16 protein-coding genes and 3 tRNA genes are annotated in these 16,765 nt (G+C 47.2%); 7 read left to right on the top strand and 12 right to left on the bottom strand.

Annotated elements, in window-relative coordinates:
* Nucleotides 1-51: 51 nt before the first annotated feature.
* From folE to FTU55_RS12040, 5 genes are all read right to left on the bottom strand, one after another.
* The gene (gene folE / locus FTU55_RS12060) at nt 52-600 is read right to left on the bottom strand and encodes a GTP cyclohydrolase I FolE (RefSeq protein ID WP_005176473.1); all 549 of its coding nucleotides are present in this window, start codon (nt 598-600) and stop codon (nt 52-54) included.
* Between the two features lie 93 nt (nt 601-693).
* On the bottom strand, nt 694-1,377 hold the full coding sequence (locus FTU55_RS12055) for a Smr/MutS family protein (protein WP_005176474.1): 684 nt from the start codon (nt 1,375-1,377) through the stop codon (nt 694-696).
* Between the two features lie 206 nt (nt 1,378-1,583).
* On the bottom strand, nt 1,584-2,390 hold the full coding sequence (trpC, locus tag FTU55_RS12050) for an indole-3-glycerol phosphate synthase TrpC (RefSeq protein WP_005176475.1): 807 nt from the start codon (nt 2,388-2,390) through the stop codon (nt 1,584-1,586).
* Nucleotides 2,391-2,407: 17 nt separating this feature from the next.
* Nucleotides 2,408-3,454, bottom strand: coding sequence for an anthranilate phosphoribosyltransferase (gene trpD / locus FTU55_RS12045; RefSeq protein ID WP_016659977.1), 1,047 nt, complete (start codon nt 3,452-3,454; stop codon nt 2,408-2,410).
* Nucleotides 3,455-3,473: 19 nt separating this feature from the next.
* The gene (locus FTU55_RS12040; protein ID WP_005176479.1) at nt 3,474-4,058 is read right to left on the bottom strand and encodes an aminodeoxychorismate/anthranilate synthase component II; all 585 of its coding nucleotides are present in this window, start codon (nt 4,056-4,058) and stop codon (nt 3,474-3,476) included.
* 810 nt (nt 4,059-4,868) lie between these two features.
* On the opposite strand from FTU55_RS12040, the gene glnA reads away from it, so the two are divergent.
* The 4 genes from glnA (at nt 4,869) to FTU55_RS12020 (ending at nt 9,222) form a co-directional block, all read left to right on the top strand.
* A complete protein-coding gene (gene glnA / locus FTU55_RS12035) occupies nt 4,869-6,284 on the top strand; it encodes a type I glutamate--ammonia ligase (RefSeq protein WP_171065055.1) in 1,416 nt (471 codons plus the stop codon).
* A gap of 182 nt (nt 6,285-6,466) precedes the next feature.
* The gene (locus tag FTU55_RS12030) at nt 6,467-6,976 is read left to right on the top strand and encodes a chorismate lyase (protein ID WP_005176485.1); all 510 of its coding nucleotides are present in this window, start codon (nt 6,467-6,469) and stop codon (nt 6,974-6,976) included.
* A gap of 8 nt (nt 6,977-6,984) precedes the next feature.
* Complete coding sequence (gene ubiA / locus FTU55_RS12025) at nt 6,985-7,863, top strand: 4-hydroxybenzoate octaprenyltransferase (protein ID WP_168381698.1); 879 nt, start codon at nt 6,985-6,987, stop codon at nt 7,861-7,863.
* Nucleotides 7,864-7,989: 126 nt separating this feature from the next.
* Nucleotides 7,990-9,222 (top strand): S9 family peptidase, encoded by a 1,233-nt coding sequence (locus FTU55_RS12020; RefSeq protein ID WP_180047198.1) that lies wholly within the window; start codon nt 7,990-7,992, stop codon nt 9,220-9,222.
* A 44-nt stretch (nt 9,223-9,266) separates the two neighbouring features.
* Here the strand turns inward: FTU55_RS12020 and FTU55_RS12015 are convergent, their stop codons facing one another.
* Nucleotides 9,267-10,160: a LysR family transcriptional regulator gene (locus FTU55_RS12015; RefSeq protein WP_168381697.1), complete on the bottom strand. Its 894-nt coding sequence runs from the start codon at nt 10,158-10,160 to the stop codon at nt 9,267-9,269.
* A gap of 213 nt (nt 10,161-10,373) precedes the next feature.
* Here FTU55_RS12015 and FTU55_RS12010 point away from each other — a divergent pair, with 213 nt between their 5' ends.
* A complete protein-coding gene (locus FTU55_RS12010) occupies nt 10,374-12,116 on the top strand; it encodes an FAD-dependent monooxygenase (RefSeq protein ID WP_180047197.1) in 1,743 nt (580 codons plus the stop codon).
* A gap of 167 nt (nt 12,117-12,283) precedes the next feature.
* Nucleotides 12,284-12,562, top strand: coding sequence for a hypothetical protein (locus FTU55_RS12005; protein WP_180047195.1), 279 nt, complete (start codon nt 12,284-12,286; stop codon nt 12,560-12,562).
* Here FTU55_RS12005 and FTU55_RS12000 read toward each other — a convergent pair whose 3' ends face one another.
* The 6 genes from FTU55_RS12000 to FTU55_RS11975 form a co-directional block, all read right to left on the bottom strand.
* Nucleotides 12,563-13,006 carry a DUF2726 domain-containing protein gene (locus tag FTU55_RS12000; protein WP_005176498.1) on the bottom strand — a complete coding sequence of 148 codons (444 nt, stop codon included), beginning with the start codon at nt 13,004-13,006 and terminating at the stop codon, nt 12,563-12,565.
* 56 nt (nt 13,007-13,062) lie between these two features.
* Nucleotides 13,063-13,138, bottom strand: a tRNA-Asn gene (locus tag FTU55_RS11995).
* A 263-nt stretch (nt 13,139-13,401) separates the two neighbouring features.
* Nucleotides 13,402-13,477, bottom strand: a tRNA-Asn gene (locus FTU55_RS11990).
* 5 nt (nt 13,478-13,482) lie between these two features.
* Nucleotides 13,483-13,558: transfer RNA gene (locus tag FTU55_RS11985), tRNA-Asn, on the bottom strand.
* A gap of 146 nt (nt 13,559-13,704) precedes the next feature.
* Nucleotides 13,705-14,331, bottom strand: coding sequence for a superoxide dismutase (locus FTU55_RS11980; protein ID WP_005176500.1), 627 nt, complete (start codon nt 14,329-14,331; stop codon nt 13,705-13,707).
* A gap of 151 nt (nt 14,332-14,482) precedes the next feature.
* The gene (locus tag FTU55_RS11975) at nt 14,483-15,241 is read right to left on the bottom strand and encodes a Nif3-like dinuclear metal center hexameric protein (RefSeq protein WP_180047193.1); all 759 of its coding nucleotides are present in this window, start codon (nt 15,239-15,241) and stop codon (nt 14,483-14,485) included.
* Nucleotides 15,242-15,411: 170 nt separating this feature from the next.
* Between FTU55_RS11975 and FTU55_RS11970 the strand changes: the two genes are divergently transcribed.
* Entirely contained in the window at nt 15,412-16,590 is a 1,179-nt protein-coding gene (locus tag FTU55_RS11970) for a trypsin-like peptidase domain-containing protein (protein WP_005176504.1), read from the top strand.
* Nucleotides 16,591-16,765: the final 175 nt, after the last annotated feature.

Raw genomic sequence — 16,765 nt, 5'->3', positions numbered from 1 at the left:
CAGGACATAAAAAAGCCCCAACAGATGTCGAGGCTCCAGCATTATTTAGGTTTAGTAACTTTCAGGTACGGCACTTAAAAATTCACGGCGTGCATCTTTATCAGTTTTAAAGTCACCAATAAATGACACGGTACGTGTGGTCGATTCCTGCTTGCCAACACCACGCATCATCATGCACATGTGTGCAGAGTCAATCACCACCGCAACACCGCGGGCTTTGGTCACTTCAGCCACGGCTTCTGCAATCTGCTGGGTCAGGTTTTCCTGAATCTGTAAACGGCGCGCAAACATTTCAGTAATACGGGCAAATTTAGACAGTCCCAAAACATTGCCTTCCGGTAAATAGGCAATATGCACACGGCCATAAAATGGCAGCAGGTGATGCTCGCATAGCGAATAGAATTCGATATTTTTGACCAGCACCATTTCACGGTTATCAGACGGGAACACGGCGTTGTTGGTCACTTCAGCCAACGTCTGGCTATAACCCGAGGTTAAATACGAAAATGCTTTAGCAGCACGCATAGGCGTATCTTTGAGACCAGGGCGATTTAAATCTTCACCAACGGCAGTAAGAATGTTTGCGTAGGATTGCTGCATAGACATAAGACGTGTTCACTTACACTGATATTGAACAAGGACGGCATTGTAGCAGAAAACCGCAACAATGCCTGCTTTTGAGGAAAAATCCGCTTATTGTTTAAACTTTGGATTCTTTTCTGCACGTTTTAGCAGAACCAGCACCGCACCGGTGCCGCCCTGTTTTTCCGGTGCACTGACAAAGGCCAGAACATCACGATGCTGACGTAACCAGCCATTGACATAGGTTTTTAAAATGGCTTCCGGGCCTTTACCATGCACAATTTTAATCACGTTCTGGTTTTCATCTTTGGCCATCTGGATAATTTGCAGCACCGCCACCCGGGCTTCTTCCACGGTACAGCCATGCAGGTCGACCGCTTCAAACCAGCGCAAATTGCCGGCTTTTAAATCTTCAAACACCTTATGCTGCAAGGTGGCAATGCGGTAGCTTAAACTGGCCTGACTGCCCACCGGATTAAGCATGGCTTGCGTGTCCGACAAAATGGTCTCATCAGTTTGCATGGGGCCTTCGGCGGCTGCGCGTTTAGCCAGCGTCTGGGCATCCAGCTTTTTCTTGGCCGGTTGGGCCACTGGCGCGATATTGCCATGATCCATTTTCTGGACCCCACGCATTTCTTTTTGAAACAGCTCAAAATCTTCGGCCTGTTCCTGTTCGGCAGTTTTGATGGCCGGCGCTGCCGGCTCTACGCGCGGATGCGGATTACTGATCTGCTTTTTAAAGTCTTTGAGTAATTTAAACTGTTCTTTCGATAGCGAAGAATCGTGTTTGCTCATAATCGAAAATAGGAGGATAAAATTTCAATCCAGTATAGTCTGAATTACGCCTGATTTGAACTGAAACGGATTCAGCTTGGCGCTGCATCTGGCTTGAAATGAGAGATGTTAAGATGGCGCGATATAGGAAGATGACCGCCCTATGAAAGTAGGGCAGTGCAATTGCACAGTTCAGGATAAACCTGCCTCCTGAACTGCACCAAGACTTAGACCTTTTGCGGCGTACCAAACAGCTCGCTAAAGGCCTGATCCGGACACGGTTGTTTCATAAAGCTTTCACCGACCAGGAAGGCATGAATGTCATGCTCCTGCATCATCTTGACATCTGCCGGGGTGGCAATACCGCTTTCGGTTACCAGTAAACGTGCTGGATCGAGTAATTTTTTCAGACGCAATGAGGTGTTTAAATCCACATCAAAGGTTTTTAAATTACGGTTGTTCACGCCAAGCAGACAGCGATCACTTAAACGCAAAGCGCGTTCCAGCTCTTCTTCGTCATGCACCTCAACCAGTACATCCAGATTGTGTTCAAACGCGGTTTTCGACATTTCTTCCAGTTGCTGGTCTGACAGGCAGGCCACAATCAGCAAGATACAGTCGGCATGTAGCGCACGAGCTTCAACCACACCATAAGGATCAATCAGGAAGTCTTTCCGCAGTGCAGGCAGGCTGCAATGGTTGCGGGCCAGCGCGATATTTTCATCAGCGCCCTGGAAAAAATCGACATCGGTCAGTACAGACAGACAGGCAGCACCGGCAGCTTCATATTGCTGGGCAATTTCAGCCGGATTAAAGTTTTCACGAATAATCCCTTTAGATGGCGAGGCCTTTTTTATTTCTGCAATCACGCCCGGACGTTTGCTTTTCAAGCTTTGGGCAAAACCGCGCACCGGTGTGGCGGCCTGGGCTAGTTGTTCCAGATCATTCAGACTGCGCTGTTTCAGACGTGCAGCAAACTCTTCCTGTTTGCGATCAACAATTTTACCTAAAATGGTATTTGCGATATCCACCATGATTTTATCCTGCCGTCTTAAGCTTCGTACTGTTTTAAGGTTTTAGTAAATTCGGCCAGTACGCCCATTTTTTCCAGTGCCTGACCGCCATAAATAATGTCATGCGCCAGTGCCACACCCTGTTGATAGGTTTTGGTCAGACCAGACACATAAATCCCGGCGCCGGCATTCAGGGCAATCATGTTGGCCGCTTTTTCACCGCGTTCAGATTTATTTTTGCCAAGTGCATCTTTAATCAGGGCCAGACTTTCTGCCGAGTTTTCCACCACCAGACCGGTGAGGGTTTGCGATTCAATGCCCACTTCTTCTGGAGTAATGGTCCATTCGGTGATTTCCCCATCTTTCAGTTCTGCTACGGTCGTGGCAGATGCCAGACTGATTTCATCCAGACCATCACGTGAATGCACCACCAGCACGTGTTCAGCACCCAGCTGGTTCATCACTTCAGCAATCGGGCGGCAGAGTTCGCTGGAGAATACGCCAATCACAAAACGTTTAACTCCGGCCGGATTCGTAAGCGGGCCGAGCAGGTTGAAAATACTACGAATACCCAGTTCTTTACGTGGGCCAACTGCATATTTCATGGCTTTATGATGGTTCGGCGCAAACAGGAAACCTACGCCCATATCGCGGATACAGCGTTCAGTTTGCTGCATGTTTAAGTCTAGGTTAATTCCAGCCTGTTCCAGCAGGTCAGAGGAACCAGATTTGGTCGATACGCCGCGGTTACCATGTTTGGCAATGGTGGCGCCAGCGGCTGCAATCACAAAGCTGGATGCCGTCGATACGTTAAACAGGTTCTGGCCATCACCGCCGGTACCGACAATATCGACCAGATACGGAATATCGCTAACGTCAATTTTAATCGCGAACTCGCGCATGACGCGCGCGGCTGCGGTAATTTCATCAATGCTTTCACCTTTCAGGCGCAGGCCCATCATCAGGGCGCCAATTTGCGCATCGGTGGCTTCGCCCGACATGATGGCACGCATCACATCTTCCATTTGTGGCTGAGTCAGGTGAATCTGTTTTGTAATATGATTTAAAGCTTGTTGAATATTCATGGTGTTCACTTTGTGCAAATTAGGCATAAATTTCTAAAAAGTTCTGGAAGATTTTGTGGCCATGCTGGCTCAAAATGGATTCCGGGTGGAACTGCACGCCTTCAACCGGCAATGTCTTATGTTTCACGCCCATAATTTCTTCCATAGAACCATCGGCTTCATTGGTCCAGCAGGTGACTTCCAGGCATTCCGGTAAAGTCGCCTGATCAATCACCAGCGAGTGGTAACGGGTCGCAGAAAACGGGCAGGGCAAATTGCTGAAAATACCCTGATCGCTGTGATACATATCCGATAAACGGCCGTGCATCACTTTTTTGGCCCGTACAATGTTGCCGCCAAAGGCCTGACCAATACTCTGATGGCCCAGACATACGCCCAATAACGGGATTTTGCCGGCAAAATGCTGAATCGCTGGAATGGAAATACCTGCTTCAGATGGTGAGCACGGACCGGGACCAATCACCAAATACTTCGGTTGCCATCGCTCAATATCTTCTAATGTGACGCTGTCATTGCGAACGACTTTAACTTCTTGATTTAACTCGCCAAAATACTGGACGATGTTGTAAGTAAAGCTGTCGTAATTATCGATCATCAAAAGCATGAGCTTAACCTGTCAAAATTTATGCACCTGACTGTGCTTGAAGAATTCCCTGAAATGCCTGGTTTTCCAAAGTGGAGGGAGGTCACAACACGGCTATTTTTCGAGCGAAAAAATGCGGGGAAAACGCAGTGCAAAGCATCATAGCAAAAAATAAACATGTGCGGCTGAACATTTTCAAGCAGAATAGCTTTTATACAGATGAAATCTTTTAAGTTTATGGCTGAGCTGCATTCAGCTTGTGGCTTTTACGTGTCCGCTGTGATGTTGACCCCCTCTTGCTGCCAAACCCCTAAAATGATGCATAATGACGCAGATTCACCAAAATGGCGCATTTTAAAATGGGCATAAAAATTTAGCTGAGCACGACTTGCGAAAAGCGCACAGAAAAGCACTTGAAGAAAAAATAAGCAGAAATAAATGAAAATCTGATTTTTGCTGGAAAAAAGAGTTTTTATCTATAAATCACTCAATTAATCCAGTCTGAAATTCATTAGAAAAATTGCATGAAGCGCGAAATTGGCGAAATAAACAGCAGTATTATTAAGCTGTGTTAAAATGAAACCTGATTATTTGCACTATTTTGATACACACGAGAAATCTTTTGCAGGAAAAATCGCAAAGAGTGCTTGAATATGGTGCATTTCAGTATAGCCCTAGTATAATAGGCACAAAGCAAAATCCCTAAATCTTAATTTCTCATAAGAAATTCAATATTTTAACTTTGCTTTTAAAAGTTGGTACGGTAATTGCTTAATAACTGCCAACTACTAACACGCACTTGGGTGTGCAACAAAATATCATTGGAGCAAAATGAGCATGGCGAACAAGGTCCTTCAACTCATACAAGAAAGTGGTGCAAAATGGGTCGATTTCCGCTTTACTGATACTAAGGGTAAAGAGCAGCACGTAACTTACCCTGCAGACAGTATCGATGAAGATACCTTCGAAGACGGTAAAATGTTTGATGGTTCTTCAATTGCTGGTTGGAAAGGCATTGAAGCATCTGACATGATTTTACGTCCAGACGCTGAAACTGGTTTCATCGACCCATTCTTTGCGGAACCAACAGTTGTCGTGACTTGTGATGTCATCGAACCATCTACAGGTCAGGGTTATGAACGTGACCCACGCTCGATTGCTCGCCGTGCAGAAGATTACTTAAAGTCTACCGGTATTGGTGATACTGCATTCTTTGGCCCAGAACCAGAATTTTTCGTATTTGACGAAGTGAAATGGGACATCGACATGTCTGGCGCACGCCACACCTTAATCGCTGAAGAAGCGGCTTGGTCTACAGGTAAAGACTACGAGTCCGGTAACTCTGGCCACCGTCCACGCGTTAAAGGCGGTTACTTCCCGGTTCCTCCAGTTGATTCTCACCACGATATGCGTGCAGATATGTGTGCAAAAATTGAAGAGATCATGGGCCCAGGTCGTGTAGAAGTACATCACCACGAAGTTGCATCTTGCCAGTTAGAAATTGGTGTGAGCTTCAACACCATGGTGCGTAAAGCTGACGAAGTGCAACAGTTCAAATATGCGGTGTGGAACGTAGCGCACCAATACGCGAAAACTGCGACATTTATGCCGAAGCCAATGGTAGGCGATAACGGTTCAGGTATGCACGTGCATATGTCGATTTCTAAAGACGGCAAAAACCTATTCGCGGGTGATGAATACGCTGGTCTGTCTGAAATGGCACTGTACTTCATTGGCGGTATCATCAAGCATGCCCGTTCATTGAATGCGATTACTAACCCTTCGACTAACTCGTACAAGCGTCTGGTTCCGCACTTCGAAGCACCGATTATGCTGGCTTACTCAGCGCGTAACCGTTCTGCTTCTATCCGTATTCCTTACGTGTCTAGCCCGAAAGGCAAACGTATTGAAGCACGTTTCCCAGATCCAATGATGAACCCGTACTTAGGTTTCGCGGCACTGTTAATGGCGGGTATTGACGGTATCCAGAACAAGATTCACCCAGGTGAAGCTGCGGACAAGAACCTGTACGATCTTCCACCGGAAGAAGAAGCAAAAATTCCAACCGTTGCTCACAGCCTTGAAATGGCGCTGGAAGCACTGGCCGCTGACCATGACTATCTGTTAAAAGGTGGCGTGTTTACAAAAGAAATGCTCGATGCTTATATCGAGCTGAAAACTGAAGAAGTTCGTCGTCTGAACACGACTACTCACCCAGTTGAATTAGACATGTACTACAGCCTGTAATTTGACCTCAGATTCATGCTCAGAAAATCCGCGCTTGTCGCGGATTTTTTTATGGCCTTCATATTCATTTAGGTGAGGTAGATTGATAGTGAATATGACATTTGCGCTTTTTGGCTGAAAAGCCCATGGTTTAGTAACAGATTTCAGTTACACTAGGCCAAGCGATAAAAGGGGAATAAGTGATGCGCGGCCAACAGACCTGTCAATTTCAGGATCAGACCATTCCTGCAGGATTGAAGACATGGCTGTATGCACCGGGCTCTCTGACACAACAATTAACCGATCTGGCCGGTGGCCAGTTTCAGGTACAGCCACTGCGTGAACGTTTCCAGCGCCTGAGCTTTGAAGATGCCAAATGGCTGGGCATGCCGCATCAGCATACCTCCTGGGTGCGGGAAAGCTATTTATATGGCTGTGAAGAGCAGCCTTGGGTTCAAGCCAAAAGCATCTTTCCGATTTTAAGCCTGCAAAAAAAAGCACGCCTGTTCAAGCATATTGGTAAAAAGCCGATTGGCCGGTTTTTGTTTCAACGTACCAATCCGGCCTGTGAGCGCCGGGTGATTTTATTGCCCGAAGGCTGGACCAGACAGAGCTGCTATACTTGGCATGGCTGTAAATTTATTGTGCAAGAAAGTTTCTTGCCCAGCTTTGAGCAATTTCTACATTCTTCTTTTCAACAGCAACGTGGTTAAGGACAGTCATGGCAACTGCACATTCAATTACCTGGCGTGAGCGCTTGGAAGCCTATTACTATTTATGCCGTTTTGATAAGCCGATTGGCACCGAACTGGTGTTCTGGCCAACCATGTGGGCCTTATGGATTGCTGCTCAGGGAACACCGACCATAGGTGTGCTGATTCCAATGATTCTGGGTGTGATCTTTATGCGTGCGGCAGGCTGTGCCATTAATGACTTTGCCGACCGTAAAGTCGATGCCCATGTTGAGCGCACCAAAACCCGTCCTTTGGCCACCGGCATCATTAGCGCCAAAGAAGCGGTGATGGTGTTTCTGGTGCTGGTTGCTGCCAGTGCCTGCCTGTTGTTGTTCTTGCCGCTTGAAACCTTTTACTGGTCGTTTGGGGCGTTATTTCTGGCTTTTATCTACCCGTTTATGAAACGCTATACTCATTTACCGCAGGTATTTCTGGGCGCCGCATTTTCATGGTCTATTCCTATGGCCTATACCGCGGTGGGTGCAACCCCGGATTTAACCTGCTGGTTATTGTACTTTGGTAACCTGGCCTGGACTGTGGCCTATGACACTCAATATGCGATTACTGACCGCGAATATGATCTCAAAATTGGGGTGAAATCGACAGCCATTTTATTTGGTCGTTATGATATTGAGATTATTTCTGCCTTGCAGCTGATCAGTCTGCTCCTGATTGGCGCGGCGCTGTGGATCGAAAATCTGTTCATGCCATTTGGTCTGGTGGCACTGGCTGCGGTGGCACTGGATTTTATCTATCAATGGCACAAAACCAAAGACCGTAATCCGCAGCAATGTTTCTGGGCTTTTCGGCATAACCGTTGGGTTGGGCTGATGATTTTTACCGGAATTTTTCTTGCACTTCTCTAGGCTTATACATTTAGTCTGATCTTGCAAAAAGCCAACAAAGCATCCGAGCAGGATGCTTTTTTTTATGCTTAATTCAAAGAACTCAGGCTGAGTACTTAACAACAAGAAGATAAAGAGGAATTCAAGATGACAACGACATTTAAAAAACTGTTATTGGCGGTAACCTGCTCCTCGGCGCTGTTATTTACAGCATGTGGTGGCGATGATAATGACTTTAACTTTATCCGTGACAAAACTTTTGTATCTGATGCTGCCTATACCCAAGATGGTATTGAAGGTGCGATCATCCGGGTCATGACCTATAAAATGCCAAATGTACGTGACCAGAAAACAGAAGCTACCGCCATGGTATTTTATCCGTCCGCACCTCGTCCGGTAGATGGCTGGCGTGTGGTGGTCTGGGAACATGGAACAGTGGGCATTGCCGATCATTGTGCACCGAGTCGAAATAGTTTAAATCCGCGTTTTAAGGCCATGGCGGAAAGTTTACTGGCCGCAGGCTATGTGATTGTCGCGCCAGATTATGAAGGGCTGGGTACGCCGGGCATTCATCCGTATTTACATTTAGAAAGTGCGGCCCAGTCTGCCATTTATTCGGTACGCGCCTTAAAAGAAGATCTGGGTGCACACATGCATGGTGCCTGGATGTCGGTGGGGCAGTCACAGGGTGGTCATGCCTCTTTGGGTACTGCGGAATTTGCCAATCAGGATGCCAATTATAAAGGTGCAGTGGCAGCAGCACCGGCCTCGAGTCTGGGTTATATCATTGCGGAAGTCGCGCCGGCAGCCATTCGCAATCTGGAGCTGGCAGAGAGTGTTGGTCTGTATCCGGTTGGAACGGCCCGTAATGTCTATGCAGAACTGATGGCCTATGCTGCCTATGTCGCGGTCGGCATTAAAGCCTATGAACCGGACTTTAATTACCTCAGCATCTTCCAGCCGGAATCGCAGGATATTGTGCCAGAAGCCGAAGGCAACAATGGTGAAAATGGCCAATGTCTGGACGAGCTGATGCAGTCCTTTAGAGAAGATATAGATGCCTTTACTGAAAATAGTGGTCTTGCTGTGGCTGATTATCCGGGGCTGACGGCAAATTTCCAGGACAATGCAACCATTAAGCGCTTCCTGGCCATTAACCAGCCGGCCACCAAAAAGCTGGATAAACCGATTATGGTGATTCAGGGTGAGGCAGATACTGCTGTGCCGGCAGCTGTCACCACGGCACTGGTAGATAACTTAAGAGAAATGGGGACGATGGTTGAATATGAACTGGTCCCGGGTGCCTCGCATACCCAGGCCATTGTGCAGAGAAATGCCGAGCTGGTGCGCTTTATTCAAACCCACATGCCTGCGCAATAATATCCTCCTAAAACTCGATGATCAGTCCGGAAGATCGGGGCTAATCAGCTCTCAGTGACCGAGATTTCGAGTTTGGCCAGTTCCTGAGTAATGAGCTGCAGTGCCAGATTATGGTTATTTTTACGGTAATTGGCATACAGATGGAGCGGCTGAACTTCAAAATCAGTTTCAATGATCGCCACATGCTCATCCAGAAAGCGTAGCAGATATTCCGGCACAAAACTGTAGCCCATCCCCAGATTAATCAGGTTGATATGCTGTAATACATTGGTGACCCAGAGTAACTGCTCGGCCGGCATCTGTTCAATTGGCACCTGCCGGCTGACCTGTTCATAAAACACCGGAGAAGCGGTTTGCTCGCACATAATCAGCCGCTGTTGCAGCAAGGCTTCAGCACTCATCCGCGACTTGGTCGGTGCAGATTTTTGCCCTGACACCAGATAGATTTTCTCTGACAAAATGGGAAGATCGACAAAATCATCCTGCTGAATGGCATAGCGGGTCAGGCTTAAATCCAGCTCAGCATTTTTCAGGCGCTGAATCTGCTCCAGACAGGTCAGGCTCTGGATATGAATCTGCAGATTGGGAATGGCCTGTTTTAAGCGTTCTAGCATCAGCGGCAGCACTTTCAGCTCGGCCACGTTCAATAAGCCAATATGAATCTGGTTGTTTTTCTGATGCGCCACCTGACGCGCTGCGGCAATTGCAAGTTTGGCGTTTTCAATCGCTTGCAAGGCATAAGGTAAAAAGGCCCGGCCTTCATCGGTCAGTTGAATCTGCCGCGCGGAGCGATCCAGCAAACGAACCCCGACTTCTTCTTCTAAATCCTTAATCTGCTGGCTTAAAGAGGGCTGGGCGGTAAAGAGTTTATCGGCTGCTTTGGTAAAACTCTGTTCTTCTGCCACCGCTGCAAAATAGCGTAAATGCCGTAATTCCATGACTTTCATCCACCGTGCAGATCATCGCCCTAGTGTAACCCAACACAGTCTGAACTGCATTTCACATCAGCTGATGTGTTTTATCCAGCAGCTGACTAGAGCTAAAACCAATAGCACTATCGTTTATACGCATAGAAATAGGCGGGCTGGATGGAGCGGATTACACTGCATACAAATATTCTGCAACAGATACAGCGGTGAAAGGAGTCCGGAATGTCTACACACTATGATACTGATGTGCTGGTGATTGGTACGGGGCCGGCGGGTTCTACTTTAGGGCTGGCCTTGGCCAGTTATGGCATCAGGGTACAGCTGTTTACCCAGTTTAACTGGCTGGCCAACAGTCCGCGTGCGCATATTACCAATCAGCGTGCGATGGAAGTTCTGCGTGACTTAGGCATTGAAGAGCAGGTCAAAGCCATTGCCACGCCGTGGCAGCAGATGGGCGAAAGTTTACTCACCACCAGTCTGGTCGGGGAAGAAATTGCCCGGATGAGCTGCTGGGGCACGGGCGATGAACGTCATGGCGATTACATCAAAGGCAGTCCATGTCCCTTTGTCGATCTGATCCAGCCGAAAATGGAAGCACTGCTGGTCAAGAATGCGGCCGAACGCGGTGCGATTTATAACTTCAATACCGAATATTTATCACATACTCAGGATGAGCACGGCGTAACCGCGACCTTCCTGAATCGGGTGACCCAAACTGAATTTAGCCTGCGAGCCAAATATTTAATTGGTATGGATGGGGCGCGTTCGAAAATTGTCGAAGAGTTGAAGCTGCCCTTAGAAGGAGTGATGGCGCGTGCCGGAACCGTGTACGTCACTTTTAAAGCCGACCTGTCCAAATACGTGGCGCATCGTCCGGCCATTTTACAATGGATTGTGAATCCGGAAGCCAGTTTTGGTGACTTGGGCATGGGATTGCTACGTGCCATTCAGCCCTGGAATGAATGGATTATGGGCTGGGGCTTTGATATCAGCAAAGGCGAGCCGCAAGTCACCGAAGCCCAGGTTCGGGCGCGACTGAACACCTTTGTGGGTGAAGAGGTGCAGCAGGTCGAAATTGAAAAAGTATCTTACTGGTATGTCAATCAGACCTGGGCCACCCAGTATTCGGTGGGGCGTGTGTTCTGTGGTGGCGATGCGGTACATCGTCATCCGCCATCGAGTGGTTTAGGTTCCAACACCTGTATGCAGGATGCGTTTAACCTGGGCTGGAAGCTGGCTTATGTGCTTAAAGGCTGGGCCAAGCCAGCGCTACTGGACTCTTATAGTGATGAACGGGCGCCGGTGGGCAAGCAGATTGTGGCGCGTGCCAACCAGTCCCGTTTTGACTATAAGCACTTAAAAGCAGTATTTGGTTTTGATCAGGGCGTGCAGACCCAGGCCGAGATGTTGCAGCGGATTTTTGCGGAAACACCGGAAGCGGCCGAGATTCGGGAAAAGCTGTATCAGGCGCTGGCGATTAAACATTATGAGTTTAATGCTCAAGGGGTGGAGCTAAACCAGCGTTATCTGTCCAATGCCGTGCTGGCAGAAACAGATGAAGAAATCTTTGTACAGGACCCGCAGCTGTATTTGCAAGCCACCACACGTCCGGGTGCCAAACTACCGCATACCTGGCTGATTGATGCGCAGGGCTATAAACATTCCACCCTGGATATTGTCGGTAAAGGGCGCCTTACGCTACTGACCGGTTTATCGGGTGCAGCATGGAAAGCGGCAGCGGCCCGGTTAAAGCTGGACTATTTGGATGTGATTCAGATTGGTTCACGTGAACATCGCGATGTCTATGCCACCTGGCAGCAAAAATCGGAAATTGCCGATGCCGGTGCCGTGCTGGTACGTCCGGATGGCTATGTGGCTTGGCGGATGCAGGACACACCAGAACAAGGCTTTGATCATCTGGCCTGTTTAACTCAGGTTTTTGGCGAGATTCAGCTGAACCTCTAATCGGGTAGATGAGCAGTCTGACGTGATCTGTAACGCAGCCGTCTGTAGCCGTACAGGCGGCTGTGTTGTATCTTCAGGTTCAAGCAAACATCAACAGAGGCTTTGTCCTCGAAAATGATTTTGTTATATTGAGCGTCATTTTGATGCATCTGACAGAGGACTCTCTCATGACCGCGCCTGAACAGCAACGACCGAATCAGCCACCCAATACCAAAAAGATTATTCTGTTGGCCAGTTTAGGTCTGCTGATTCCTGTTTTTCTGGTCAGTATGGCGTTTCTGGCTGTCAACAGCGATGCGAAAAATCAGGAAAAATACAAACAGCAGCAGGCAGAGATGATTGCGCGGATTAAAGCGCGTGAAGCGGCTGAACAGCAGCAGGCGCAGCAACAAGCTCAACAACAGGCCAATGCGAAACCAGCAGCTTCTGAAGCTGTAGTGCCTTAATTAAAGAATATCCTGCTGCAATTGTCTGATACTCGGAATCTCCGTGTATCGGATCACCTGATAGCCCGCCTCAAGCAACATGGCATCCCGCTCGGCATCTTCACTTTCTTTGCCAATATGAGTGGGATCATCCAGTTCAATAATAATCACCACATTCATCTGCTGATCCAGCAAAACAAAATCGGTGACCTTGCGATTAAAGCGGGAACGGATCTTGTAGTTACTATTGGTAATTAACGCACTAAAAGCAACTTGAGCCAGAATATGATGTTCGGGAAAAGCCTGCTTTAAGCGGGCAAACATCTTGGCTTCAAACGGGGTAATGACTTTTTTCGGAAAATATTTCTGTTTGGGGCGCAAATAGGAGGCCGCCACCAGCAGCATCAGCACCAGTGTGGCCAGGCAGCCAATAAAGAAGAAAGTCGACTGAGCGCTATTGAACACAACACATACTTGTATAAAGAAAAAACCCACTCAACTGGAGTGGGTTTTTAGAATCTTGGCTCTCCCACCTGGGCTCGAACCAGGGACCTGCGGATTAACAGTCCGTCGCTCTACCGACTGAGCTATGGGAGAATCTAAAACGCATTCTAGGTGGCAAAGGGCAGGTGGTCAAGCCCGCGACCTGAAAAAATGCAGTTTTTCAGTTTAACTGAATTAAAAATAAACGAATGAAGGCGTTTGGAAGCAGAAAGCTTGGTGTGTGGCTTTTACTGGTCTATGACGGGCAGGGTGCCGTGGTACAGGTAGGGGCTATTTTAGGATGATGATTCTCATTGAATCCCCCAATCTAAACGCCATAAAAAAACCCACTCAACTGGAGTGGGTTTTTAGAATCTTGGCTCTCCCACCTGGGCTCGAACCAGGGACCTGCGGATTAACAGTCCGTCGCTCTACCGACTGAGCTATGGGAGATTAGATGGCTCTCCAACCTGGGCTCGAACCAGGGACCTGCGGATTAACAGTCCGTCGCTCTACCGACTGAGCTATTGGAGAATCTGATGCGCATTTTAGGGAGGAATGCGCCGGTCGTCAACCAGATTATTTAAACAAATGAATCATTTGCCTTAGATTTATGCAGTGATTCCCTAAAAATAAAAAAATCACCCATAAAGGGTGATTTTTTACACAGAATAATAAAATTATTTTTCTACGCCAGCTGGTTGGCCAGCCAGTTTCGCGTTGGCATAATCCCAGTTCACCAGGCTTTCAAGGAAAGTCGAGATGTATTTAGGACGTGCATTACGGAAGTCGATGTAGTAAGCGTGTTCCCAAACGTCAATCGTTAATACTGCAATTTTGCCGTGCGCCATTGGCGTATCTGCATTTGAAGTTTTCATGATAGACAGTTTGCCGTTTACGTCGTCAGCCACTAACCATGCCCAACCTGAACCGAATTGAGTTGCAGCAGCAGTTGCAAATTCTTCAGCAAATTTTTCGTATGAACCGAAAGCTTCATCAATTTTCGCTGCAATTGCGCCAGTAGGTTTACCACCACCGTTTTTCGCCATACAGTTCCAGTAGAACGTGTGGTTCCATACTTGTGCAGCATTGTTGAAAATACCTGCTTTAGAAGCATCGCCAGCACTTGCCTTGATGATTTCTTCTAAAGTTTTACCTTCAAGCTCAGTACCTGCGATCAGGTTGTTCAGGTTCACAACATAGGTGTTGTGGTGCTTGTCATGGTGAAATTCTAAAGTCTCTTTGCTGATGTGCGGCGCAAGATCTTCGTAACCATATGGTAATGCTGGTAAAGTAATCGTTGTCATGTTTTCAATTCCTTGCTTATGCTGGGTTTTGAGTTTAAGTCGGCTTATTGTAATAGATTATTCAACAAAATTGCGCATTGCTTATAAATAACATTACACAATAAATCCTTAATTTATACGTATAAGCCAGCCTCAATTCATCTCCCAAGTTTTAAATCGGATTATTCAATTCGAAATAGACATATTCGAGATTAAATTCGCGTGCCAGTGCCTGTCCCAAACGCTGTACACCGTAGCGTTCAGTCGCGTGATGGCCACAAGCATAATAATGGACGCCCAGTTCTTTGGCTTCATAAAAGGTACGTTCTGACACTTCGCCAGAAATATAGGCATCACAGTCTTGTGCTGCGGCTTTATGAATATAATCCTGCGCACCGCCGGTACAGAAACCGACTTTGCGGATTTCGGTTGGATTGGCCGGTAAATGAATGGTATCAAACCCCAGTCTTTTACTTAACAGGGCTTTAAACGCTTCTGGTGACATGGCCTGTTTTAAATAGCCAATATTGCCAATTGGATGACGTTCACTCGGGTCCAGTGCTTCTAGTTGCTCCAGTCCCAAAATATCAGCAATGGCCGCATTATTGCCCAGTTCAGGATGTGAATCGAGCGGTAAATGATAACCTACCAGTGAAATATCATGCTGGATTAGGCTTTTAATGCGTTTACCGCGCATTCCGGTAATCGGGTAGGGTTCACCTTTCCAGAAATAGCCATGATGCACCAGCAGCACATCGGCCTGCTCGGCAATGGCGGCTTCAATCGCATCTTGTGATGCAGTTACCGCACACAGAATTTTTTTGACTTCCGGCTTGCCTTCAATTTGCAAGCCGTTCGGGGCATAGTCTTTAAACTCGGCTGATTTTAAGGTTTGATCACACCAGCGGATCAGGTCATGCAGCTTAACCATAAATCTCTCAAAAGCCTTTAATATTGTTATCATCAAAACATATTTTGAATTGTAACTAAAGCAGCACAAAACTCTTTAGTGATTTTTATGTTTCCTTATGTATTTCGCTTTACAATAGGTCATAAATTACTTAGTCATCAATGAATTAAAAAATTTTAGAGGATAGAGCTGTGCGCCGGACCTTTACATGGTTACCTTGGGTGTTACTTATTATCGTGATTATTGGCTTTTTGGGCTGGCAACAGTTTCAAAAACCGAAAGCTCCCGTTGCCCCGGATGGGGTAAAAATGCCTGCTGAAAAAGTAGAACCGCTGATTGATACCACCCGTACTGGCGGGGTGGTGTCTTATAGTGCTGCCGTAAAAGTGGCGGCACCGGCCGTGGTCAATATTTTTACCACCCAGAAAATCAAGCAGCCTAATCATCCTTTGTTTAATGATCCGGCGTTCCGTGAATTTTTTGGTGATCAGTTGCCGGAACAATATCGTCAGGGACCCAATGAAAACAGCCTCGGTTCCGGGGTGATTGTACGTGCCGATGGTTACATTTTGACGAATAACCATGTGATTGCCCAGGCCGATCAGATTGTGGTGGCCTTGCATGATGGCCGTCGTGCCGAGGCAAAAGTGGTCGGCACCGATCCGGATACCGACTTGGCGGTAATTAAAATTGAGCTGGATCAGTTACCGGTTTTACCATTTAAACTCAGTGGCAATGAAGTCGGTGATGTGGTGCTGGCGATTGGTAACCCGTTTGGGGTGGGTCAAACCGTTACCCAAGGGATTATTTCCGCGACCGGCCGTTCGGATTTAGGCATTAATACCTATGAAGACTTTATTCAGACTGATGCTGCCATTAACCCGGGGAATTCCGGCGGTGCGCTAATTGATGTGGCCGGGAACTTAATTGGGGTTAATACCGCAATTTTCTCGCAATCGGGCGGTTCTTTGGGCATTGGCTTTGCTATTCCGGCACAGGTCTGTCAGCAGGTACTGAACTCGATTTTAAAAGATGGTCGCGTGGTACGTGGCTGGTTAGGTATTAGCTTATTGCCGGTACAGCAACAGAATATTCTGGAGCCAAAACAAAGTGGCGTGGTGGTGGCAGATGTCTTGGCCAATGGTCCTGCGGCCAAAGCCGGTATTCGCCGTGGCGATAAAATCCTGAAAGTGAATGATGAAGAGATTAGCTCAACATCACACCTGATTAATTATGTGGCGCTGCAGCAACCGAACCAGCCGGTGAATATCCTGATTGAACGTGAAGAACAGTCTTTAGAGCTGCAAGTGGTGGTTGGTGAGCGTAAAGTGCAAAACAGTGATAAACAGTTTATTCCATTACCAGAATAAGCTCGCAGTACGCGCTGTAAATTAAACATGAAAAAGCTCCGCAGGTAGGTAATGCCAGTCAGTTAAGAGATTGACTGGCTTTTTCTTGGGTATTTTTGAGGTTTTCCTTTTACAACTCTTGGGTAACTCCTCATCCGTCTCTCAGGTAAAACATATCTATCAGATTTCTCCATTA

The sequence above is a fragment of the Acinetobacter sp. YH12117 genome, from assembly GCF_013418865.1.
Taxonomy (GTDB): Bacteria; Pseudomonadota; Gammaproteobacteria; order Pseudomonadales; family Moraxellaceae; genus Acinetobacter; species Acinetobacter indicus.
The sequence above is the reverse complement of the archived record's forward strand: the minus strand, read 5'-3'. Positions and strand labels throughout refer to the sequence as shown.